This window comes from Enterobacter cloacae complex sp. SHL018, assembly GCF_049237905.1.
GTDB classification, from domain to species: domain Bacteria; phylum Pseudomonadota; class Gammaproteobacteria; order Enterobacterales; family Enterobacteriaceae; genus Enterobacter; species Enterobacter hormaechei_C.
Window position 1 is genome coordinate 389402 of the sequence record NZ_JBMKJE010000001.1, and the last position, 23183, is coordinate 412584.

The 23183-nt window shown below is 55.4% G+C and carries 22 protein-coding genes; 9 read left to right on the forward strand and 13 right to left on the reverse strand.

The window, feature by feature from the left end:
- Nucleotides 1-2: 2 nt before the first annotated feature.
- The 7 genes from ptsP to dcuC form a co-directional block, all read right to left on the reverse strand.
- Complete coding sequence (ptsP, locus tag ACOTY5_RS01985) at nt 3-2495, reverse strand: phosphoenolpyruvate--protein phosphotransferase (protein WP_045142407.1); 2493 nt, start codon at nt 2493-2495, stop codon at nt 3-5.
- 22 nt (nt 2496-2517) lie between these two features.
- The gene (ypdE, locus tag ACOTY5_RS01990) at nt 2518-3558 is read right to left on the reverse strand and encodes an aminopeptidase (protein WP_045142406.1); all 1041 of its coding nucleotides are present in this window, start codon (nt 3556-3558) and stop codon (nt 2518-2520) included.
- Nucleotides 3531-4643, reverse strand: a complete 1113-nt coding sequence (gene ypdF, locus ACOTY5_RS01995) for an aminopeptidase (RefSeq protein ID WP_062933915.1) — start codon at nt 4641-4643, stop codon at nt 3531-3533. The genes ypdE and ypdF overlap by 28 nt, the downstream gene beginning before the upstream one ends.
- Before the next feature lie 11 nt (nt 4644-4654).
- The gene (locus ACOTY5_RS02000; protein WP_017694322.1) at nt 4655-5905 is read right to left on the reverse strand and encodes a PTS fructose transporter subunit IIC; all 1251 of its coding nucleotides are present in this window, start codon (nt 5903-5905) and stop codon (nt 4655-4657) included.
- Nucleotides 5906-5932: 27 nt separating this feature from the next.
- A complete protein-coding gene (locus ACOTY5_RS02005) occupies nt 5933-6256 on the reverse strand; it encodes a PTS fructose transporter subunit IIB (protein WP_017382483.1) in 324 nt (107 codons plus the stop codon).
- 173 nt (nt 6257-6429) lie between these two features.
- On the reverse strand, nt 6430-7239 hold the full coding sequence (gene rna, locus ACOTY5_RS02010) for a ribonuclease I (RefSeq protein WP_003858741.1): 810 nt from the start codon (nt 7237-7239) through the stop codon (nt 6430-6432).
- Nucleotides 7240-7333: 94 nt separating this feature from the next.
- On the reverse strand, nt 7334-8701 hold the full coding sequence (gene dcuC, locus ACOTY5_RS02015) for an anaerobic C4-dicarboxylate transporter DcuC (RefSeq protein ID WP_017382481.1): 1368 nt from the start codon (nt 8699-8701) through the stop codon (nt 7334-7336).
- A 340-nt stretch (nt 8702-9041) separates the two neighbouring features.
- On the opposite strand from dcuC, the gene ACOTY5_RS02020 reads away from it, so the two are divergent.
- The 7 genes from ACOTY5_RS02020 to cspE all read left to right on the forward strand — a co-directional run bounded on the left by ACOTY5_RS02020 (nt 9042) and on the right by cspE (nt 16504).
- A complete protein-coding gene (locus ACOTY5_RS02020; RefSeq protein ID WP_032647677.1) occupies nt 9042-9443 on the forward strand; it encodes a hypothetical protein in 402 nt (133 codons plus the stop codon).
- A gap of 53 nt (nt 9444-9496) precedes the next feature.
- On the forward strand, nt 9497-9790 hold the full coding sequence (locus ACOTY5_RS02025) for a copper-binding protein (RefSeq protein WP_045142404.1): 294 nt from the start codon (nt 9497-9499) through the stop codon (nt 9788-9790).
- A gap of 11 nt (nt 9791-9801) precedes the next feature.
- Entirely contained in the window at nt 9802-11058 is a 1257-nt protein-coding gene (locus tag ACOTY5_RS02030) for a TolC family protein (RefSeq protein ID WP_023303289.1), read from the forward strand.
- Nucleotides 11055-12254 (forward strand): efflux RND transporter periplasmic adaptor subunit, encoded by a 1200-nt coding sequence (locus ACOTY5_RS02035; protein ID WP_045142403.1) that lies wholly within the window; start codon nt 11055-11057, stop codon nt 12252-12254. The genes ACOTY5_RS02030 and ACOTY5_RS02035 overlap by 4 nt, the downstream gene beginning before the upstream one ends.
- Complete coding sequence (locus tag ACOTY5_RS02040; protein WP_045142402.1) at nt 12251-15367, forward strand: efflux RND transporter permease subunit; 3117 nt, start codon at nt 12251-12253, stop codon at nt 15365-15367. Before ACOTY5_RS02035 ends, ACOTY5_RS02040 begins: the two co-directional genes overlap by 4 nt.
- Before the next feature lie 161 nt (nt 15368-15528).
- Entirely contained in the window at nt 15529-16104 is a 576-nt protein-coding gene (gene pagP, locus ACOTY5_RS02045) for a lipid IV(A) palmitoyltransferase PagP (protein WP_017382475.1), read from the forward strand.
- A 190-nt stretch (nt 16105-16294) separates the two neighbouring features.
- Nucleotides 16295-16504, forward strand: a complete 210-nt coding sequence (cspE, locus tag ACOTY5_RS02050; RefSeq protein ID WP_002439184.1) for a transcription antiterminator/RNA stability regulator CspE — start codon at nt 16295-16297, stop codon at nt 16502-16504.
- Nucleotides 16505-16723: 219 nt separating this feature from the next.
- Here the strand turns inward: cspE and crcB are convergent, their stop codons facing one another.
- On the reverse strand, nt 16724-17107 hold the full coding sequence (crcB, locus tag ACOTY5_RS02055) for a fluoride efflux transporter CrcB (protein WP_017382474.1): 384 nt from the start codon (nt 17105-17107) through the stop codon (nt 16724-16726).
- A gap of 67 nt (nt 17108-17174) precedes the next feature.
- On the opposite strand from crcB, the gene ACOTY5_RS02060 reads away from it, so the two are divergent.
- Nucleotides 17175-17963 (forward strand): deaminated glutathione amidase, encoded by a 789-nt coding sequence (locus ACOTY5_RS02060; protein ID WP_045142401.1) that lies wholly within the window; start codon nt 17175-17177, stop codon nt 17961-17963.
- 125 nt (nt 17964-18088) lie between these two features.
- Nucleotides 18089-18292: a twin-arginine translocase subunit TatE gene (gene tatE, locus ACOTY5_RS02065; protein ID WP_003858723.1), complete on the forward strand. Its 204-nt coding sequence runs from the start codon at nt 18089-18091 to the stop codon at nt 18290-18292.
- Between the two features lie 80 nt (nt 18293-18372).
- Here the strand turns inward: tatE and lipA are convergent, their stop codons facing one another.
- From lipA to dacA, 5 genes are all read right to left on the reverse strand, one after another.
- Nucleotides 18373-19338 carry a lipoyl synthase gene (gene lipA / locus ACOTY5_RS02070; RefSeq protein ID WP_006809637.1) on the reverse strand — a complete coding sequence of 322 codons (966 nt, stop codon included), beginning with the start codon at nt 19336-19338 and terminating at the stop codon, nt 18373-18375.
- Nucleotides 19339-19545: 207 nt separating this feature from the next.
- Nucleotides 19546-20499: a YbeF family transcriptional regulator gene (locus ACOTY5_RS02075; protein WP_032647690.1), complete on the reverse strand. Its 954-nt coding sequence runs from the start codon at nt 20497-20499 to the stop codon at nt 19546-19548.
- Nucleotides 20500-20790: 291 nt separating this feature from the next.
- Entirely contained in the window at nt 20791-21432 is a 642-nt protein-coding gene (lipB, locus tag ACOTY5_RS02080; protein WP_045142400.1) for a lipoyl(octanoyl) transferase LipB, read from the reverse strand.
- A 94-nt stretch (nt 21433-21526) separates the two neighbouring features.
- The gene (gene ybeD, locus ACOTY5_RS02085) at nt 21527-21790 is read right to left on the reverse strand and encodes a DUF493 family protein YbeD (protein ID WP_003858718.1); all 264 of its coding nucleotides are present in this window, start codon (nt 21788-21790) and stop codon (nt 21527-21529) included.
- Between the two features lie 107 nt (nt 21791-21897).
- Nucleotides 21898-23109: a D-alanyl-D-alanine carboxypeptidase DacA gene (dacA, locus tag ACOTY5_RS02090; protein ID WP_003858714.1), complete on the reverse strand. Its 1212-nt coding sequence runs from the start codon at nt 23107-23109 to the stop codon at nt 21898-21900.
- Between the last annotated feature and the right edge of the window lie 74 nt (nt 23110-23183).

Sequence of the window (23183 nt, forward strand, 5' to 3'; positions counted from 1 at the left end):
AGTCAGAACGTGATTTCAGCGTTCAGCAGATCCAGGATACTTTGCGGCGTCGTTGCTGCAAACAGCGACTCGCGAAACGTTTTATTGACCAGCTTCCGCGCCAGCTGGGAAAAGACCTTCACGTGATTAATCCCTTCCTGAGCGCCGAGCGTCAGCATGATCACCAGCTCGACGTCGCCCAAATCCGACTCCCAGTCAATCGCCTTGTCCAGGCGTGCAATGCTGATGCTGGAGTGGCGTATCCATTGCGATTTGGTGTGAGGGATCGCCACGCCAAACCCGACGGCGGTGGTGACAATCTCTTCGCGCTGCCAGAGATCTTCTTCAAGTTCGAGCGGGTTTTCGGTCCTGCCATGAATCGCAAGATTTCCGCATAAGAACTGAAGCACCTGCTCTTTTGAGGTCAGCGGCTTGACCACGATAGTCTCCAGGGCCAGCAAGGGACGCGGCGGCGCTTCCGGTGTGAAATCCGCCAGCAGGGCTTCAATTTCCTCTGCGCTGCGGCTGTCGCAGGCCTTTTCCGCCAGCGCCCGGCAGGTTGCCATGTCCAGCTGACGCAGCTGGGTTTTTACCGCAGGGATGCGCGGCCCGCTCATGCTGAACTCATCTAAGCCCAGACCAAGCAGAAGAGGGAGGTAGCGCTGCTCTCCGCCAAGTTCCCCGCAAATGCCGACCCATTTCCCGTGACGATGCGCTGCGGCGACAATCTGGCGAACCATGCGTAAAAAAGACGGTGTGATGGGGTTATACAGCCCCGAAACGCGCGGGTTGTTGCGATCGACAGCGTAGAGATACTGAGTCATATCGTTCGAGCCGATACTGAAGAAATCCACCTCTTCGCAGAAGTGATCGATGATAAAGCAGACTGAAGGCACTTCAACCATGATCCCCAGCGGCAGGTGTGCGGTGTGACGTAACCCCTGTGAGGCCAGGGCGTCACGAACGTTTTGCAGCTCCTGTTTGATCCATAAAATCTGATCGAGACTGTGCACCATCGGGATCATCAACAGCGCATTGCCGCTCGCGCCTGCGCGTAAGATCGCGCGCAGTTGGGTGCGGAAGAGATCGGCAAATTCGGGATAAATACGAACGGCACGATAGCCGAGGAACGGGTTTTCTTCCTGGGGAATGTTCAGGTAAGGGAGCTGCTTATCGCCGCCGATGTCCATTGTGCGAAAGATGACCGGCTTGCCCTGCGCGGAGAGCAGCACCTGCTGATAGGCTTCGAATTGCTCCTGCTCGTCCGGCGCAGTGTCTCTGTCCATATACAGCATTTCAGTGCGAAACAGCCCGATACCCTGCGCGCCGCAGGTAAACGCCCCGGGCGCTTCCAGCGCGCTGCCGATGTTGGCGGCAATCTCTACCGGTACGTTGTCGCGGGTGAGTGCTGGAAGACCCGCATCTTTGATCTGCTGCTGGTGGCGTCGGTCGGCAAGGCGCTGCGCCACGCTATAGTAATCATTCACCGCGTCGTTGGGTTCAACGACCAGCACGCTACAGATGCCGTCCAGAATGACCTCTTTTCCCATCAACGGCGCCAGCGAGGCGACCGTTAAACCACTCAGCACAGGCACGGAGGCCGCGCGTGCCAGGATCAGCGTATGCGACGTCCGGCCTGTTTTTTCAAGCACCATGCCTTTCAGATACTGCGTGTCGAGGCTGAGAAACTGGCTGGGCGTCAGATCTTCCGCCACCAGAATAGTGGGGGCGCTGAGGGTGAATGCGGAGGTTTGCTGTAACTCCGGCCAGGTAATGTTAAGAAGCTGCTCGCTGATGTCGCGAATATCGCTGACGCGTTCACGCAGGTAGTCGCTGGCGGAGAGCGACAGCTTGTCGCAGATCAGCTCCATATTACGAATGATCGCCTCCGCAAGGCTTAGCCGCTCCTCGGCGATCAGTCGGCGTATGGTGCCGCCAAACTCCTCATCCTGGATCAGCGAAAGATGCGCGCTGAGAATGGTTTTACTCTCGCCGTCCAGCCCGCGCAGACGGTGGTTGAGCTGTTCAGCCAGCGTCGCCAGGCTGTGTTCCAGGCGGGTAATATCTTCCGGCGAGGCGGGGATCTGACAATAACGTTTGAGGTTATCGCTCTGCCAGCCTCGCAGAGTGCCAGCCCCGATGCCACTGGCGAGCGTAATGCCGTGCTGAAGGTGGGGAGCAAGCCTTACAAGCGAACGGGGCAGGGGATGCGCAACGTGCGGCGCGTCGCCGGAGGGAATACTGTCGCTGTCGATAAACGCGCCGGTGAGATACGCCTCCAGCACGCGTCGGGTCTGCTCCTCGTCGCTGCCGTTAATTTCCAGCACGCAGCTGTCATTAAACAGCGTACCGGTACTGATCAGCGCCAGCGAGCTTTTGGCATCCGCGTGAGTGTTAAGCCGTCTGTTGATAAAACGGATGTCGCTGCGCCATGCGCTGCACTGCTCTTTTAACGCCCAGGCCGGACGCGCATGCAGGCCGTTGGGCAGTGGGCAGAAAAATTCAATTGAAAGCATACTTCCTCCTGGCCGCGTGAGATCAGCATCTGAAGTCCGTCAGATGATCCACGGTCTCACGGTTCATGCATGCCACAAGCGCGACAAGCAGTTGTTGGGTGTGATGAATGTCTTTTTCGTCGGCAATGGATGCCGCGCAGTGCCCGTGTCGGGTCGGGGGACCAAGCACAAGAGTCGGCACGCCAGTGCCGGAGAGATGGATCGCCCCGCCGTCCGTTCCGCCGTTGCTGAACATGTCTTTTTGCAGCGGGATCTCCTGCGAGCGCGCGATCGTCTCAGCCAGCGCAATCAGTTTGGCTGGGGCGATGAGCGTTTTGTCGTACAGCACCAGCATCGGGCCCGCACCGATCTGGCGATGGTTGGCGCTGCCATAATCGAAATTTTTTGACCAGCAGGCGGTATCCAGCACCAGCGCGATATCAGGATGAATGGCGCGCGTGGCGGTCTGGCCGCCGCGCAGGCCGACCTCTTCACTTGAGCTGGCCACCAGCCAAAGCTCGCACTCGAGCGGCGTCTGGTGCAGCTCGCGCAGCAGCGCGATCAGCAGGTAACAGCCGAGACGATCGTCGAAGGCTTTACCCATCACCCGATTGTGGGGAAGGGTCTGAAAGGGTGTATCGAACGTCACGCGGTCGCCTGCGTCGATACCGGCGGCGAACACCTCCTCCGCCGACGTCGCGCCAATGTCGACACGCAAATTGTCAACGTTTTCTCCTTTCAGATCCCCATCCAGCAGTCCCGGTATTTTTTCCCCGTTACGCGTGGTGATGCGCACCGGCTGAAGGGTACGGGCCATCATGCGCACGTTGCCGATGGGCAGGACATCAATGGCCCCTTCGCGCGAGACGCTACGCACCATAAAACCGACTTCATCCATATGGGCGCAGACCATCACCTTCGGGCCCCGGCTCTGGTTGACGCGGATAAGCACGGAACCCAGCCCATCAAACTGAACCTCTTTATGGTATTTTTGCGCCTCACTGAGCAGGATGTCGCGCACCTCTTGCTCTGAGGCCGCAATGGCGTCTGCTTCGCTCAGGGCGCGCAGTAAATCTCTGTCCACTCTTGTTCTCCCGTCAGCAATAGCCGTTTGTCGAGGGTATAAAGCACCTCGGCGCCCGTTTCCGTCACCAGCACCACATCTTCAATTCGTACCCCGCCCTGGTGTTCAAGGTAGATCCCCGGTTCAACGGTCAGCACCATGCCGGGCTGCAACGGGGTGCGGTCGGTAGGGGAAAAACGTGGATTTTCATGGACATCAATACCAATGGCATGACCGGTGTTATGCCCGAACTGCGGGCCGTAACCTGCACGTTCAATCACGGAACGTGCGGCGCTATCGATCTGATGACAGGAAACGCCGGGGCGGATGGCATCAATGGCCGCCTGTTGTGCCGCCAGAACGATCTGGTACACCGCATAGAGAGGGTGCTCCTCCGGCGGCGTGTTTTGCCCGGCGACAAGAAAGGTCCTTGTCATATCCGAGCAATACCCCTGGTGTCGGGCGCCGAAATCAAGGGTGATCATCTCGCCAGGCATAATCACTTTGTCAGAGGCTTTGCCGTGGGGCAGCGCACCGCGCGGCCCGCTGGCGACAATGGTGTCGAAAGAGGGCTTGTCCGCACCCTCCTGCTTCATAAACCACTCCAGCTCGGCAGCGACTTCACGCTCGCGCATACCGGGCTGAATGAAACGCCGGATGTGCTGTGCGGCGCGGTCGGCAATGCCGCATGCTGCACGGATACGGTCGATTTCGTCAGAGGTTTTTATCTGCCGCAGCGCGTCGAGCGAGGTGCTGCAAAGGGTGGTATTCAGCGTATCGCGCCACAGCACGCCTGTTTGCCAGCTCACGTATTCACCCTCAAAGCCAAGACGGGCGAGATTGTCCTTCGCAATAATCTGGTTCACCGCCTGCGCAAACGGGTTCTCCGTGTTAAGCAGGTGCATTTCATAGCCCGCCGCTCGTGAAGCGATATCGCTGTAGTAACGGAAATCCACCAGGATATGTGCCGCGGTTTGTGACACCAGCACATATCCCGAACCGGTTGAAATGCCCAGGTGCGGCTGTTTATTCTGGCGCGAAGAGATGAGCACGCCGTCCAGTTTTTCCGCAGCCAGCCAGGCACGAAGCCTTCTCAGTAATTCCATGGTTCACCCCGTTACAGCGTGTCGATAGCGAGTTTTCCGCGCTTGTGCAGACTGTTACGAATAATCACGACCAACAGCGCGGTGATCGCCGCCCCGACCACAATACTGAGCATGTACGCCCCCAGATTGGTGACCAGCGGCCACGCCCAGATCGCCGATTCAGGGAACCACTGCACGGCACCGAGCGCGGTGGCGGTCATTGCACCCGCGATCGCACCCGCCATATACGCTGGCAGCGTCGCAAGCGGATTTTCCAGCAGGAACGGGATGGCCCCTTCACTGATGCCCATAAAGGCGAGGAACATGGCCGTTTTGCCTTGCGGATAAAGCTGCGGACTGAACAGGCGTTTGCCGGTCAGACGATGGTCAATCAGCGTAGCCAGCCCCAGACCAATGGGCGGAATAACAATCGCCACGGCGCGGGAGGTGATGGGCAGGACATGATCGGTTGTCAGCCCCAGGCCAACAAATCCCGCCGCTTTGTTAATGGGGCCGCCAAGATCAATCGCCGTGGCCGCCGCCATCCCGATGGCGTACATCATGGAGCCCGCCTGACCCGCCGCCAGCAGTACGGTCCGCATACCTGCATTCAGCCAGCCGCCAATCGGCGTGATGATGTAATACATCGCCAGCATCACAAACAGCGCCGAGAGGATTGGGATCAGAAAGGTGCTTTTAAAGGCCAGCAGATACTGCGGTACGTTAATACGGCTATTCAGCCATTTGACCAGATAGCCTGCGGCTATGGCGATAATCAGCGCGCCAATAAACGTGGAGGGCACGGGTTTGGTGGCAAGCCAGGTCAGTTTTTCCGCATCAAAGTTCAGCACCAGCGTCGGCTGCGTGGCGACAAGGCCACCGATAAACCCGGCCGGGAAGGCCAGCTTTCCGCCGATAGAGTTGGCGACAAAGGCGGCAAACATCGGGATGGCGAAGCTGAACAGCAGCCCGCCGAACGATTCGGTCAGATAGCCAAATTTCAATACCGAGAGATTGAAACCGGTGAATTTGCCTGAGTTAAGCGCGTCGAGAATACCGGTGTCAGGCGGGATCTCCAGCCAGACGTAGGCGATGAGCTGTGAAATGGCGAGGATAACCCCGCCCATGATAAGCGTTGGCACCATGCGGGATATCCCCGACATAATGTGCTGTGGAAGCTCTTTCCAGAAAGACGCACTGGCGGCAACCGGTGCGGATTTGATGGCAAGTGTGTCACCCTCGTGACTGTCCGGGCGAACCGCGCTGCGTTTTTTAATAGCCATGACGAAAACCCCTGGGTGTGAGGATTATTATTGTTCTGCTGCAATCATCTCTTCGATCTCTTTCAGGGTGCCTGCCGCGTTTTTAATGGCGTCCTGAAGCGTAATCTCATACACGTCGCGCGTTTCGAAGCGCTCATTGTCTTCCGGGGTGATCGCGATGGCGTGGATAATAATGTCAGCGTCGGCAATATCCTGTGGGGTCAGGCGATTCTGGATCCCGTCCGCGCCCTGGGTTTCAATTTTTACCTCATAACCGGCTTCCGTCGCTGCGTCTTCCAGCGCCTGGGCTGCCATGAAGGTATGTGCCAGGCCCATCGGGCAGGCGCACAGTGCAATCAGTTTTTTAGCCATGTGAAATTCCTCCTGTAGATAACGCCATGATTATGGCGGGGAGGTTTCAGTGATGTTTACCGGATTAATAATGCTTTAGCTGGAAAAATGATGCGTGTGAGCGGAAGTGTGAGGTTAATCGTCATATCACGGAAATCAATGAAAAGCCGGGCAAAAAGGTGCCCGGCGCAGCATCAGTAACCGGCTTTATCAATGACAAACTGTTTGCCGCAGTTGCCCGGATGCGGCTGTGGCGCAAAGGAGCCGGCAGAGAGCGGGTTGTTGATGGTGCTGGCGTTCAGCGAGATCTGCATCTCGGTCAGATAAGCCGGATTGCCGTGGCAGGTAAGCTTGAACGCTTTTACGCTCTGTTTCCCCCAGCTTTTGGCCACGGCTGCATCGAAGTCGCTGCGGCGGACGGTTTTGCCATAATTTTCCGCCAGAAATTTTCCTGCCGCGCTGTGCTTCACTTCCTGGTTCATGCGCACCATGGTGCCGAAGTAAGCGTCGGGATCAAAACCAAAGCAGACGCCGTGTTTCGCGTATTCATAACGTTCAAGGCAGGAGTTGCCGCCCGCGCCGGGCATCACGCTGTTCAGCTTCGCCGCGCCGGTTAGCGATAGTCCGGTCTCTGCGGCGTCACATTTGCGGCTGGCTTTTGCTTCCGGCATATTCGGAACCGGACGAGTGGCACAGCCGAAGCGCATCCAGCGGCGTTCATCCACTCCGCGAGCGGCAATAGATTTCGGCAGCGCGGGCCATAAGCCGTGGACGGTCAGAAAATCGGTTTTGTTGCTGCTCTCTTTTTGCAGGCGACACTCTTCCGGTTCGTCACGGTTACGTTCGACCATGCTCTGGCAAAATCCGGTTTGCCAGGAAAGGGCCAGAACGTAGCGATCGAAATCGCCGTACTGGGTTGGCTTAAGCGGATCTGCCTGAATTGAGAAGACACAGAGTGCAAGCGCTACTGCGCCAGACGGGATAACGATATCCTTCCTGAACATTTGCTTTCCTGATTGGTTGGGCGCGATTAATTTCTGGGGGTTATTAAAGCACAAAAAGCGCCCGCAGGCGCTTTTTGGAAATCAGGAATTTCGCTTAGGCAGCGCCGGGAACCAGTACTTCGGTGGCGATAATAACGATAATCAGGCCAACCAGCACCGGCACTGACGTGCGTTTTACCACTTCAAACGGAGAGATTTTCGCCATCCCCGCAACCGCAACCACCACGCCCGATACCGGAGAAATGGTACGACCCAGGTTGGAAGCCTGAAGCATTGGAATGGACAGGTAAGCCGGGTTGATGCCGGAGGAGTGCGCCAGCTTAGGGATCATCTCAACAAAGGCGTAGAACGGCGCGTTACCGGAGCCGGTTGTCATCGCCGCCAGCATGGTCAGCACCACCAGCACCAGCATCAGGATAATGCTGGCCGAGCCGAACGAGGTGGCGATAGAGATCAGGCTCTGAATAAAGCCGATGGTGCTCAGCCCCTGGGCAAACACCCCCGCGGCAACCAGCAGCATCACCACGCCCGCGAAGGCATCCGCCATACCGCGGAAGGCAACTTCCAGACCCGTGAACACTTTCTGGGTGTTAAAACCACGAACGAATTCCAGGATGGCCGCCAGCAGCATACAGATCACCAGGATAGTGATGATGTGCAGCTGCGGGCCCCATTTGCCGTCGAAAATAAGCACGCCAATAATCGGCGTGAAGGGCAGGATGGAATAAAACGCCGGGGCGGTAGTGGTGATTTCGCTGACGTCCATCATTTCGTGGCTGACGTTCTCTTTCTTATCGAGATAGCGTTGCCAGAAGAAATGCGCCACGCCCATGCCGAGAATAGCGGTGATGGAGATCGGCAGTGTGGTTTTGAAGGCGAAGTCAATCAACGACATTTCCGCGGCTTTTGCGGCCAGCACTACGTCACCGGAAGTAGGGGAGAGAATAATCGCCGCCGGAGAGGCGCAAATAGCCGCCGCTGCGCCACGGCTGATCCCGACGTTAACCATTACCGGGAACAACGTTGCCATTAACAGCACGCCAAGGCCCGTTGCTGAGGAAACGGCTAATGACATCAGACAGGCCAGGAAATAGGCCGCGACCATCAGCAGATAGGGGGAGTTAATATATTGCAGCGGCTTAGAAGCCAGCTTTACCACCATATCATTCGCGCCGATATGGGTCATATAGGCAGCAAATCCGCAGAGCATCATGATCATCATGCCCAGATCGCCGCCGCGGCTCATCAGCAGAATTTTTATATATTCCACAATATCGGTAGCGGTATATCCGGTACTGGCTTCGCTGGCGGGTAAAACCTGATGACCCATTAGCGCGCTAATGATCAGCAGCGTCAGGCCGCCGACAAATAGCACGCCGGTGGCTGAGTAACCTTTAATGATGTAGCGTGCTACACCAACAATGACCACGACTCCAATGAGGAGTTCGAGAAAAGTAAGCATGATTTCCCCTGTATCCTTGCTGCCCGAGAGACAAATAATCAATAAAAAAGAAGCTGAAATGTGCCGAATAAATGTCCAGTCCTTGCTGATTAAAATCAAGAAAGAGACTACTAAAGGCACTGATGACGATATTTCTGCTAACCCTGCGTCATTTATATTAAGACGTTATTGACCTGATGAATAGATATTATATGTCATTAAAATGATGGTGAAGTGTTAAGGTTTTGAGTATTACTTGCCGACAATCGATTTAAAACGTAAATCTCTTTAAAACCACTTCTCTTTCATTCTTTTGCCTGCTTATACTCGGTTCACTTTTACCCTATCCGACGATCTGAATATGCACGCCAGCTGGACATATCGCCTGCGCTTTATCAAAAAACATCTGCTGATGTTTTTGCTGGCGTTTGGCTGGCTGTTGATCCAGAGTCAGGTTGCCGTCGCCTCCCATCAATGTTCAATGGATTTGCGCGGTGAGGTGGCCACCATCCAGCATATGGACATGATGGCGCAACCGGGGCCGCATTATGCTGCCGGTGCTTCACCGCTGTGTGAAAAACATTGTGTGCCGGATCAGGTACAAAAAGATCCTGCCCAGCCGCATCTGGTGGCGCTGCCTGCCGCCATGACCCTGACCTTAACGACCCCAGAGTGCTCGTCTGCAAGCCATCCTGCGTGGTCCGTTACCCCTCCTGCTGTGGGGCCGCCGGCAACGATCCGCTATTGCCGGTTTCGGGAGTAAAAACCTGTTAATTCGTTGATTTTATTTACTTAACGTTTAACAGGAGTTTTATCATGCGTACCGTATTCCTTTCCGCGCTGGTTGGCGCGTCCGTCTCTTTCGCTTCTTATACCGTTCAGGCAAACCAGACCTGGCAGGGCCACGGCGTGGTTCAGTCGATCTCTGACAGCGCCGTCATGCTCCGGCACGAGGCCATACCGGAACTAAAATGGCCAGCAATGACCATGCCGTTTACTTTATCTGCCGGCGCCACGCTGAATGGCGCCAAACCGGGGGATGAAGTGACCTTCACGCTTGAGCGTGCGGGTGACGGTTTCCAGATTATCTCGCTGACGCCAGCACGCTAAGCGAGGTCACCATGAAACAACACACACTGAGCCTGTGGCTCGGTGGGGTGTTGTTCGGCCTGTTAACCTCCGCCGCGCAGGCGGAGCCGTGGACGCTCGAACACACCCTGACCGAAGCCCAGCGCTACTCGGCCGAACTCTCTGCCAGCCGTAACGAAGCGCAGGCGCTGGATGCGATGGCGGATTCCGCCACGCAATTACCTGACCCGAAACTGAAATTCGGCATCGAAAACGTGCCGGTACAGGGCAGCAACGATCGGCGGCTGACGCGTGAAGGGATGACCATGCAGAAGGTTGGCATCATGCAAAGCTACGTCAGCTCAGAGAAGCGGGAACGTAAAGCGCAGACCTTCCAGGCGCAGGCGCGAAGCGTGCTGGCAAAATCCGAAGCCGTCCGCGCCGCGCTTCAGCGTGATACCGCCCAGGCCTGGCTGGATCTGGCGCTGGCCCAGCAGGCGCTGAACACGGCCAGAACGCTGGTCCGTGAAACGGAACGCCAGCGGGGCGTGCAGAAGGCGAGCGTCGGGGCGGGAAGCGCCACGCCGGACAGCGTACTGGCCCTGCAAATGATCCTCAGCGCCATGCGCGACAAAGAGACGCTGGCGCAGCGGGATGTGCAGCTGGCGCAAAGCCGTCTGCTGGAGCTTACGGGGCACGCGATTACGGCGGTTCGCGGTCCGCTGCCGCGCTATCAGCGTCTTCCTGCCGATGAAAAAACGTTGCAGGAGGGGATCGTCAGGCACCCGGAAGTGGAGGCCGCACGACGTGAAGCCGAGACCGCGAAAGCGCGTTCAGCGCAATCTGCCGTGGCGGCGATACCCGATGTGGATGTGGAGGTCTATTACGCCCACCGCGCCGAAGGCTATGACGATATGGCTGGCGTGATGTTCAGCGTGGATCTGCCTTTGTTCCAGTCAAAACGTCAGGACAAGGATTACGCCGCCGATGTTTCCCGCTCAATGCAGGCGGTGGATCAACTGACGCTGCTCAAACGTGAACACATTGCCCAGGTGCAAACGCTGGTGGCGCAGTATCAGGCTGCGCAAACGGTGTGGCAGCGACAGCGGGACGAGGTACTACCGTTGCAGCGTCAACGGCTGGCGGTACTGACGGCGCAATATCGCTCTGGACAGTCGGCGCTTCCGGCCCTGCTGGAGGCGCGTCGTGGCGTACTGGATACGGAACTGGCGGTGAACCAGGCGGAGCGCGAAATGGCGCGAACCTGGGCTGCCGTGAACTGGCTGATCCCGCAGGAGCTGGCGCAATGAAAAAAACAACGTTAATGGCGATTGCCATCGCGATAGCTGCCGCTGGCGGCTATTTTGTCGGAAAGAAGCAGACGCATCAGCCGGCTGCGGCTGCACAACCCTCTGAACGTAAGGTGCTTTACTGGTACGACCCTATGGTGCCCGGTCAGCGCTTCAATAAGCCGGGTAAATCCCCCTTTATGGATATGGATCTGGTCCCGCGCTACGCCGATGAAGCACAGGCGGCGTCAGGCGTGGTCATCAGCACTCAACAGCAGCAAAACCTGGGGATGAAAACCGCCAACGTTGAGATGCGCCAGCTGGTTTCGCCGTTCTCGGCCTTTGCCACGGTTGCAACGGATGAACGTAACGTCTCGGTGGTGTCAGCCCCGGCCAATGGCGTGGTGTCAAAATTGTTTGTTAAGGCGCCACAGCAGCAGGTGAAAGCCGGAGAGGCGCTGGCGCAACTGTGGATCCCGCAATGGACCACCGCCCAGCAGGAGTATCTCGCGGTTCGTCAGCTTGGCGATGCCGCATTGACCCGCGCCGCACGCGAGCGGCTGGCGTTGCAGTTTATGCCGGAAGAGGTCATTCGTTTGCTGGAGCGTAGCGGTAAGCCGCAGACCACGCTCACCCTGCGCGCTGACCGGGCGGGCTATGTGGTGAAGCTGGACGTGCGGGAAGGGGCGCAAATCACCGCAACGGCGCCGCTGTTTGAGATCGCCAGCCTCGATCCGGTCTGGCTGGTGGTCGACTACCCGCAAACGCAGGCGCAGTCTCTGGCAGTGGGCAGCAACGTGGTCGCAACATCGGAAAGCTGGCCGGGGGAGCAATTCCACGGCACGGTCAGCGAATTGCTGCCGCAGATGGAGGCGTCCACGCGAACCCTGAAAGCCCGTATCGTGCTGGAAAATACCGCACATAAGCTGAAGCCGGGCATGTACCTCTCCGTCAGGCGTGCGGAAGAGCTGAAAGGCCCGCCGGTGCTGGCGGTGCCGGAAGAGGCGGTAATTAACAGCGGAGAGTCTGCGCGTCTGCTGCTGGCCACCGGGGATGGTTATTTCCAGCCTGTGACGGTGACAACCGGCCTGACGGCGCAGGGCTGGACGGCGATCCTGTCCGGGGTCAAAGAGGGCGATAAGGTGGTGACGTCCGGGCAATTCCTCATTGATTCCGAAGCCAGCCTGCGTAGCGTGATGCCGGAGGTGACGCCATGATTGCCGCTGTGATTCGCGCTTCGTTGCGTAACCGCCTGCTGGTGATCCTGGCCGCGCTGATGATGGCCGGCTGGGGCTGGTGGGCGGTGCAGCGCGCGCCGCTGGACGCGTTGCCCGATCTGTCTGATGTGCAGGTCATTATCAAAGCGAGTTACCCCGGAAAAGCGCCGCAGGTGATTGAAGATCAGGTGACCTGGCCCCTGACAACCTCCATGTTGTCTGTGCCGGGCGCTAAAACCGTGCGTGGTTTTTCAATGTTTGGTGACGCTTATGTGTATGTGCTGTTTGAGGATGGCACCGATCTCTACTGGGCGCGATCCCGGGTGCTGGAATATTTAAGCCAGGTACAGGCGCAGTTTCCGCCAGGCGTGAAGGTGTCGCTGGGGCCAGATGCGACGGGCGTGGGCTGGATCAACGAATATGCGCTGATCGACCGTAGTGGAAAACACAGCCTGGCAGATCTGCGGGCCCTTCAGGACTGGACGCTTAAGTTCGAGCTTAAGACGGTACCGAATGTATCTGAAGTGGCAAGCATTGGCGGAATGGTGCGTCAGTATCAGATCGTGGCGGACCCGGCGAAGATGCGCGCGCTGAATATTACCCACAGCCAGCTATCCGGCGCAGTGCAGGCCGCCAATAAAGAGAGCGGGGGCGCCCTGCTGGAGATGGGCGAAGCGGAGTATATGGTGCGGACAACGGGCTATTTGCGCTCGCTGGAGGATTTTCGCAATGTGGTGATCGCCACCCGCAATGGCGTGCCTGTCCTGCTGAAAGATGTCGCCACCCTTGGCATTGGCCCGGAGATCCGCCGGGGCGTGGCGGAGCTTAACGGTGAAGGGGAGGTCGCTGGCGGCGTGATCGTGATGCGCTACGGGCAGAACGCGCTGGAAACGCTTCGTGCGGTAAAAGCGAAACTGAGCGAGCTGCAAAAAACGCTGCCGCAGGGCGTCGAGATTGTTCCGGTCTACGATCGCTCCACGCTGATTGAGGACTCAGTCAAAACGCTGACGCACAAGCTGCTCGAAGAGTTTGCCGTGGTGGTACTGGTGTGCGCGCTGTTCCTGTTCCACCTGCGCTCCGCGCTGGTGGCGATGGTCTCTCTGCCGCTGGGGATCCTCGGGGCTTTTGTGGTAATGCACTATCAGGGCATTAACGCGAATATGATGTCGCTCGGCGGGATCGCCATTGCCATCGGGGCGATGGTGGATGCGGCAATTGTGATGATTGAAAACATGCACAAGGTGCTGGAGCAGTGGCGGCATGATAATCCGGGCAAGGAGCCCGCGCCGGGGGAATACTGGCGTCTGGCGGAAAAGGCGGCGGTTGAAGTGGGACCGGCGCTGTTTTGCAGCCTGTTAATCATCACGCTGTCATTTATACCGGTTTTTTCGCTGGAAGCGCAGGAGGGGCGAATGTTCTCGCCGCTGGCGTTCACCAAAACCTGGTCGATGGCCGTGGCCGCCGGGCTTGGGATCACCCTGGTGCCGGTGCTAATGGGCTTTTTCATTCGCGGGAAAATCCCGGATGAGAAGGCAAACCCGATCAACCGCCTCCTGATCCGCCTGTATGAGCCGCTGCTGGACAAGGTACTGACCTTCCCGAAAACGACCCTGGCACTGGCATGTCTGCTGCTGATCGCCACACTGTGGCCGCTGAGCCGCCTGGGCAGCGAATTTATGCCGCCGCTGGATGAAGGGGATTTACTCTATATGCCCTCCACGCTGCCGGGGATCTCTGCTCGCGAGGCATCGCGGCTGCTTCAGCAGACGGACCGCTTGATCAAAAGCGTCCCGGAGGTCGCGAGTGTGTTTGGCAAAGCCGGTCGGGCGGAGTCGGCAACCGATCCCGCGCCATTAACCATGCTGGAAACAACCATCCACTTTAAGCCCCGCGAGCAGTGGCGGCCAGGAATGACGCCGCAAAAGCTGGTGGAGGAGCTCGATAAAACCGTGTCGCTGCCGGGCATTGCCAATGTGTGGGTGCCGCCTGTCCGTAACCGCCTGGACATGCTGGCAACCGGGATCAAAAGCCCGGTCGGCATTAAGGTGAACGGCAATAATATTGCCGACATTGAGCGCGTGGCCCGGCAGATTGAGCAGGTGGTGAAGGACGTTCCTGGCGTCTCCTCTGCGCTGGCGGAGCGTCTGGAAGGCGGGCGCTACGTGGATATACGTATCGACCGGCAAAAAGCCGCGCGCTACGGCGTTTCCGTCGATGAACTGCAAAGCCTGGTCTCCACGCTGGTCGGGGGTGATAACATTGGCGAGGTGATCCAGGGACGCGAGCGGTATCCCATCAACCTGCGTTATCCCCGCGATTTGCGTGATAACGTCGACACGTTGCGGGTGTTGCCGGTAGTGACCGCCAGCGGTAGCCAGGTGGCACTGGGGGAATTGGCCGATATCGTCGTGACGGAAGGCCCACCGATGCTAAAAAGTGAAAACGCGCGCCTTTCCAGCTGGATCTACGTGGACTTGCGCGGGCGCGATCTGAAGTCCGCCGTGGATGAAATGCAAAAACGGGTGGAGGAGAAGGTGGTATTGCCGCAGGGCGTGTCTCTCTCCTGGTCCGGGCAGTTTGAATATCTGGAACGCGCGACCGCGACGCTCAAAATAGTCTTACCTGTCACGCTGATGATTATATTCGTCCTTTTATGGTTAACCTTCAGGCGGATATCAAATGTCCTGATAATAATGGGGACATTGCCTTTCGCGCTTATTGGGGGCGTGTGGTTACTGTGGCTGCTTGAATATAATTTGTCAGTGGCGGGGGCCGTTGGCTTTATCGCCCTTTCCGGGGTGGCGGCAGAATTCGGCGTAATTATGGTTCTTTATTTGAATCATGCGCTCGATAAATATCACAGGCTGGAGCCAGAAGGGGGAAATACGGTGCTGATGCGGGCGATCCACGAAGGTGCCGTGCTGCGCGTGCGTCCGAAGGTGATGACGGTCGCCACTATTATGGCGGGACTGCTGCCCATCATGTGGGGCAGTGGGAGTGGCTCAGAGGTGATGCAACGTATTGCCGCGCCGATGATTGGTGGCATGGTAACGGCACCGTTATTATCGATGTTAGTTATTCCCGCACTCTACAAATTGTTACATCAACGTTAAATATGTCAACTGCATGTGCTTATTCAGGCATGCAGTTTATGTATCCTCAGATTATTCCCAGGAACGGGATGGTAATTAGGAATAACACCCATGCTGTTAAGCGTTCATTCAAGTATTCTGTGTTAAGGTCTGCACCGAATACTAAATATGGTAATGGCATTGTGATTGTACGAATTAAATTCCCCCTGATTTTGTTGTTTATTATTGGGCAGTTATCGTTTGCGTCTGCGGTTAATGCAGACAGCAATACAGCGGATAAAGGCTGGTTCACCACCTTCACGGATAACGTCGCGCAAACATGGAACGAACCTGAGCATTACGATCTCTATATTCCGGCCATTACGTGGCATGCACGTTTTGCCTACGATAAAGAAAAAACTGACCGTTATAACGAGCGTCCGTGGGGGGCCGGCTTCGGTCAGTCTCGCTGGGATGAAAAAGGTAACTGGCATGGCCTGTACCTGATGGCGTTTAAGGACTCCTACAATAAATGGGAGCCTATTGGTGGCTACGGCTGGGAAAAAACCTGGCGTCCGTTATCAGACGACAACTTTCGTCTGGGGCTGGGCTATACGGCAGGGTTCACGGCGCGTGATAACTGGAAATACATTCCTGTTCCGGTACTGCTGCCGCTTGCCTCCATCGGCTATGGTCCGGCAACGTTTCAGATGACCTACATACCGGGTACCTATAACAACGGTAACGTTTACTTTGCCTGGATGCGGTTTCAGTTTTAACTAAATTTTTCTGCTAAATCGGCCAAAAAACGCACAGATATTGAAATGTAAAGGATAAAAATCGAACAGCGAAAATTAACGCGACTTTTGTCACTTTTTATCAAAGATCCGCTGGACAAAACGCCTCACAATTGTTGTACTGATACCCGACACAGCATTTGTGTCGTTTTTTAATGTAAAGGTAATTTTGATGTCTAAGATTAAAGGTAACGTTAAGTGGTTTAATGAGTCCAAAGGATTCGGTTTCATTACTCCTGAAGATGGCAGCAAAGACGTGTTCGTACACTTCTCTGCAATCCAGTCTAATGGTTTCAAAACTCTGGCTGAAGGTCAGCGCGTAGAGTTCGAAATCACTAACGGTGCCAAAGGCCCTTCTGCTGCTAACGTAATCGCTCTGTAATTCAGACGCGTCAGCAAGAATTTCAAAACCCGCTCAATGAGCGGGTTTTTTTCGTTCTGAATCAACCAATAAGATAGATCTTCAGGAAGCTGGCGACAATCGCGACGCTTAGCAATACCATACCCACGCCTGACAGAGTTTCTTTCATGCTATCACCCTCGTTCAATATTGAGCCAAGAGTGACAGAGAAAAATTAAGCCAACATTAAGGTTGCCGCGCTTAATGTCCGCTGGCGGAGGAAAATAACCAGAATGCGATCGCAGTCATCGCAAACGAGCCAAGCATGTTAACGGCAATGTTGGTCAGCGCCCAGCCCATCCGGCCTTCCTGAAACAGAAATACTACCTCCGCAGAGAAGGTAGAAAACGTTGTTAAGCCGCCGCAGAAACCAGTTGTAATCAGAACCTTCCACATAGGGTCGATGTTGGTCATGCGATTAAACCAGGCCAGCCCCATCCCAATAATAAACGCCCCGATCAGATTTGCCGCCAGTGTCCCCATCGGAATGGCCTGATGCAGGGGGTTAAACCGCATGCTTAAGAGCCACCGCGCAACGCTACCCGTGCCTCCACCAATAAAAACGGCTATAAGTAGTTGTAACACTGTCAATACCTGCTATTTGCTGTGTAAGTGCGTCGAGTGTAACGCTGTTTTTAACCGGGAGACAATTATGTATGTTGCAGTAGGGCAGTTCGCGGTGACGCCGGACTGGAATGAAAACGCGGAAAAATGCGTCTCCCTGATGCATCAGGCGAAGCAAAAGGGGGCGTCGTTGCTGGTACTTCCCGAGGCGTTACTGGCCCGTGATGATGGCGATCCAGACCTGTCGGTAAAGTCTGCGCAAACGCTGGAAGGGGCGTTTCTGAAACGACTGCTGGCCGAAAGCGTTGGCAACACGCTCACCACCATCTTGACGGTCCATATTCCGTCCTCGCCGGGGCGCGCGGTAAACACGCTGGTGGCGATACGTGAGGGTGCCACCGTCGCGAGCTACGCCAAACTTCATCTGTATGATGCGTTCAGCGTTCAGGAGTCGCGCCTGGTCGATCCGGGGAGTGTAATTCCGCCGCTGATTGAGGTCGAGGGTTTTAAGATTGGCCTGATGACCTGCTACGATATCCGTTTTCCCGAGCTGGCGCTGAACCTGGCATTGCAGGGGGCCGAGGTGCTGGTTCTGCCTGCCGCGTGGGTCAAAGGACCGCTTAAGGAGCATCACTGGGCGACGCTGCTGGCAGCACGTGCGCTGGATACCACCTGTTACGTGGTAGCCGCGGGTGAATGTGGTAACAAAAATATCGGGCAGAGCAGGGTTGTCGATCCGCTGGGGGTGACGGTTGCGGCAGCAGCGGAGACGCCTGCGTTATTGCTGACGGAGATAATTTCCGCCCGAATAGCGCTTGCGCGTCAGCAATTACCTGTTCTGCGCAACCGCAGGTTTGCGCCACCGCAATTAATGTGATGTTTTTTTCAACAATGCTTGATTCACCTTGTTACAGATTGCTATTGTGTGCACGCGCCAAATGACCGTTAATACGTTCAGGTTTTTTGGCGGAATGCAGCCTGTTTCATGTAAAGAAGGTATTTATGGGTGAGATTAGTATTACCAAACTGCTGGTGGTTGCCGCACTGGTCGTCCTGCTGTTCGGTACCAAGAAGTTACGCACGCTGGGTGGAGACCTGGGGGCTGCCATTAAGGGCTTTAAGAAAGCAATGAACGATGACGACGCGGCAGCAAAGAAAAGCGCCGAAGATGACATCACTGCACAGAAGCTTTCACACAAAGAGTAATGGCAATGCTGCAAGGCTTGCATAAAAAAACCGGCTCACGAGGCCGGTTTTTTGTTTTACTGTAAATAAATTTTACAGCTTTATTTCACTTCTTCGCCCTTCGCCTGCATATCGGCGTGATAAGAGGAGCGAACAAACGGACCGCACGCGGCATGGGTAAAGCCCATCGCCATCGCTTCGGCTTTCATTTCATCGAACTCATCCGGGCTCACGTAACGCTGTACAGGCAGGTGGTGACGGCTTGGCTGGAGGTACTGGCCCAGCGTCAGCATGGTGACGCCGTGGCGGCGCAGATCGCGCATCACTTCAATGATCTCAGCGTTGGTTTCACCCAGGCCGACCATCAGGCCGGACTTGGTTGGAATATGCGGATGGGCTTCTTTAAAGCGCTCCAGCAGCTTCAGCGACCAGTTGTAGTCTGCACCGGGACGTACCTGTCGGTAGATACGCGGTACGTTCTCCAGGTTGTGGTTGAACACGTCTGGTGGCGTCGCGGTCAGGATATCGAGCGCGCGATCCATACGGCCACGGAAGTCTGGCACCAGCGTCTCAATCTTAATGTTCGGGCTTTTTTCGCGGATGGCGGTAATACAGTCAGCAAAATGCTGAGCACCGCCATCGCGCAGATCGTCACGGTCAACGGAGGTGATAACAACATAACGCAGCGCCATATCGGCAATCGTCTGCGCCAGTTTTTGCGGTTCGTTTGCGTCAGGCGCAACAGGACGGCCATGGGCAACGTCACAGAACGGACAGCGGCGGGTGCAGATGGCACCCAGAATCATAAATGTCGCGGTACCGTGATTGAAACATTCAGCAAGGTTAGGGCAGGAGGCCTCTTCACAGACAGAGTGAAGGCCATTTTTGCGCATCGCCGCTTTGATCCCCTGGATACGCGAAGAGTCGGCCGGAAGTTTGATTTTCATCCATTCCGGTTTTCTTAACAGCGCCTCGCGCTCTGTAGCCACGTTTTTAACCGGGATAAGGGCCATTTTATCGGCATCGCGGTATTTAACACCGCGTTCCATCACAATGGGTTTACTCATAGCGTGCGTGTTCCAGTTGCGAATATCGAAGGAAAGCGTTTCAATTCAAGGGAATGTTGTAATTATCAACTATTTTTGAACGAACGACAGGCAGTATATCATTTAAAGGGGCGATAAAGCAGCCTGCCAGGTCGCCAATTTGTAAAATAGTTGTTGTTTTGTGCCTTTTGCCCCGCTTGCGGCAGGGGCTTGTGCTGAAAGGCGGGATTAGAACGCCTGGCGGATCACGTTAATGACGTTTTCCAGCACCGGATCGCGCAGGCTTAGCTTGTTGTAATGCAGTGAGATTTCAACAGATTCCGTCGTAAGTTGACTCAATGGAATGCTCTCCAGCGGCCAGCACTTTTGAAGCAGAGTGAAGAGACGCACAGGCATAATACAGAGCAAATCGCTGCTGCCAATAAGGGCCGCGAGGGTAAACATATTGTAACTGCTGAAGCTGATCAGACGGTCCGGGAACAGTTCGTCAATACGCTGGCGCAGCGGATCCGGACCCTGCCCCTCGGACATAAAGGTTGCATGTTCGTAATGACGCAAATTTTCAGGCGTCAAAGCTGCGCCCAAAGCAGGATGACTCTGACGACATACGAGCGCCAGAGAGTCGGTATAGAGAACGTTATGCCCTAATGCCCTGGCCGCGAAGCTGTTGCTGTCGATAATAAGGTCCGTCTGGAATTGTGCCAGCTGAGTTTCCGGATCGTTAACGGGCACGTTGCGGATCAGCAGCTGTGGCGCATGCTGTTTAACAGCCTGGTAAATAGCGGGCATGACCAGAACGCCCACAGAGGGAGAGGTGCCTATGGTGATGGTTCGTTGCTTATCGTAACTGCCGGTGAGATCCAGCGCGCCCAGAATCGATTCCAGACCCTGGCTGATGTACTCATGCAGATGGGTGGCGTACGCGGTGGGGGTTACGCCCTGGCCTTTACGAATAAATAAGGGATCGGGAAATATCGCGCGCAATTTTTGAATTGACTGGCTAATAGCGGAGGGCGTGAGATTAAGAATTTTCGCAGCATTAACGATACCTTTGTGGACATATACCGCCTCAAAAATAGTCAATAAATTGAGATCAATATTACGTAAAGTCCGGAAAATTTGCGGCTTATCTTCGCCGCTGGTTTCATTCAGGCGTTTGGCTGGTAAATTAGTAGGCTCCACGCTCTTACTCCGTATCCATTCACAATATGAATGATAGTTGAATTTATTTATTATGCTTGCAGAGATTCGTAAAGTGTTTCGCAAGTTTCCCTTGTTTATCGAAAACAAGCAGTTGGGTGATTATCACGCACGTTACACGATACCCGGTGATGGTACTATTAAGGTTCTAATTAATATGGGACGCTAATATATGGGCGACTCGAAAATATAGAATATGCGGTTTATTGTAAAGCGTAAATGCGGCAATTAAGCAGTGGCTGGTCAAATAACCGAACCACTGTCGGAAGTGTGTTAAGCAGCAATATATTCGTAGTCAGGATTGTTAAGCAGCGCTAAAAACTTCTTCAGAAGCACGGGGCGGATATTCTCAGGGGTGGCGGTATCGACCCACTGGCGCATTTGCGTCATTTCCATACCGGCATACCCGCATGGGTTGATGCGCTGGAAAGGAGTCAGATCCATATTGATATTCAGCGCCAGCCCGTGGAACGAGCAACCTTTACGGATACGCAGCCCCAGCGAACAGATCTTCATCTCTCCCACGTAGACGCCCGGGGCATCGGCGCGAGGGTGAGCATCGATACCATACTCAGCGAGCGTGTTCACCACGGTTTGTTCCAGTAAGGTCACGAGCTCACGCACGCCCAGCTTTCTGCGTTTCAGGTTAAGCAGGACATACATTAGCTGCTGGCCCGGGCCGTGGTAGGTTACCTGTCCACCGCGATCGCTCTGGATCACCGGGATATCACCCGTCATCAACAAATGTTCGGCTTTTCCTGCCTGGCCTTGAGTAAACACCGGCAAGTGTTCAACCAGCCAGATTTCATCAGGGGTGGTGTCATCGCGCATATCGGTAAAGTCATGCATAGCCTGAGAGACTGGCTCGTAAGGCTGTAGCCCAAGATGGCGGACAAGAATTTTATCCTGGTACAAAAGGACGTCTCCGAAGACAAGGGAGAATAGGTAACGGGGAGTATATCACAGCGGGGAAGTGGGTTACCCGGCAAACCGGGTAACCGCTGAGGGACTACAGCACCATACGAACAATTTCGATATTGCCGAGCTCTTCGTACAGCGTCTCAACCTGCTCAATGTGTGTCGCAGTGATGGTGATTGAGACCGAGTGGTAGTTACCTTTGCTGCTCGGTTTGACTGATGGAGAGTAGTCACCCGGCGCATGGCGCTGTACCACTTCAACCACCTGATCAACCAGCTCAGGTTTCGCCAGACCCATTACTTTGTAAGTAAAAGGGGTAGGGAATTCAAGCAGTTCGTTAAGTTTGGTTTTCATGTCAGCTCCGGCGTGTGTATAAAAAATAATAACTCCCGCCACGGGGCGGGAGTTTTACTGATACGTAGTATATGGGGATCAAAATCACACTTTCAAGTGTTCGATTTTTAACCAAACCAGTGATGGAACATCAGCTTAATGTAATCAATGATTTTGCCGAAGAAATTGCCTTCAGGAATTTCCTCCAGCACCACCAGCGGGCGCTGATCGATGGTTTTGCCATCCAGCTGGAAGTTGATAGTACCCACGACCTGATTCTTTTGCAGCGGGGCGTGCAGCTCGGTGGTATTCAGCACGTAGCTGGCTTTCAGATCTTTCATACGACCACGTGGGATCGTCAGATAGAGATCTTTGTCCACGCCCAGGGAAGCGCGATCGTTATCGCCAAACCAGACAGGTTCAGAGGCAAATTCTTTACCGGCTTTCAGCGGGTTCACGGTTTCGAAGAAGCGGAAGCCCCAGGTCAGCAGCTTTTTGCTTTCCGTTTCGCGGCCTTTAAACGTACGTCCCCCCATCACGGCAGAGATCAGACGCATCTGGCCTTCAGTGGCGGAGGCCACCAGGTTATAGCCGGCTTTATCGGTGTGGCCAGTTTTGATGCCGTCGACGTTCAGGCTGTTGTCCCACAGCAGGCCGTTACGGTTGGTCTGACGAATGCCGTTGAAGGTGAACTCTTTCTCTTTGTAGATAGAGTACTCGTTTGGCACATCGCGGATCAGCGCCTGACCGATCAGCGCCATGTCACGCGCGGAACTGTACTGACCTTCGGCGTCCAGGCCGTGAACGGTCTGGAAGTGGCTGTTTTTCAGGCCCAGGGCGGAGACGTAGCTGTTCATCAGGCCCACGAACGCGTCCTGGCTGCCCGCTGCAAAATCGGCCATGGCCACGCAGGCGTCGTTACCGGACTGCAAGTTGATGCCACGGATAAGCTGAGAGACCGGAACCTGCATACCAGGCTTCAGGAACATCAGCGATGAACCTTTGAACACCGGGTTGCCGGTTGCCCACGCATCGTTACCGATAGTCACCAGGTCGGTTTCTTTGAATTTGCCTGCTTTCATGGCCTGGCCGATAACATAGCTGGTCATCATTTTGGTCAGGCTGGCCGGATCGCGGCGGGCATCGGCGTTCTGTTCTGCCAGAACTTTGCCGGAGTTGTAATCAATCAGGATGTAGGATTCCGCGTCGATCTGCGGAACGCCAGGGATCATGGTCTTGATGTTCAGGTCATCCGCGTGAGCTGCGGAGAACGCAGCAGCGCAAAGGGCCGTGGTCAGCGCCATGCGCTGCACAAAACGAGCAGAAAAAGTGGTCTTCATGGTCAGAACTACGACATCCGTGATGGAATTAAAAAAAGTGCCTTACTATAGCAAATGCTATACGGGCAGGCATC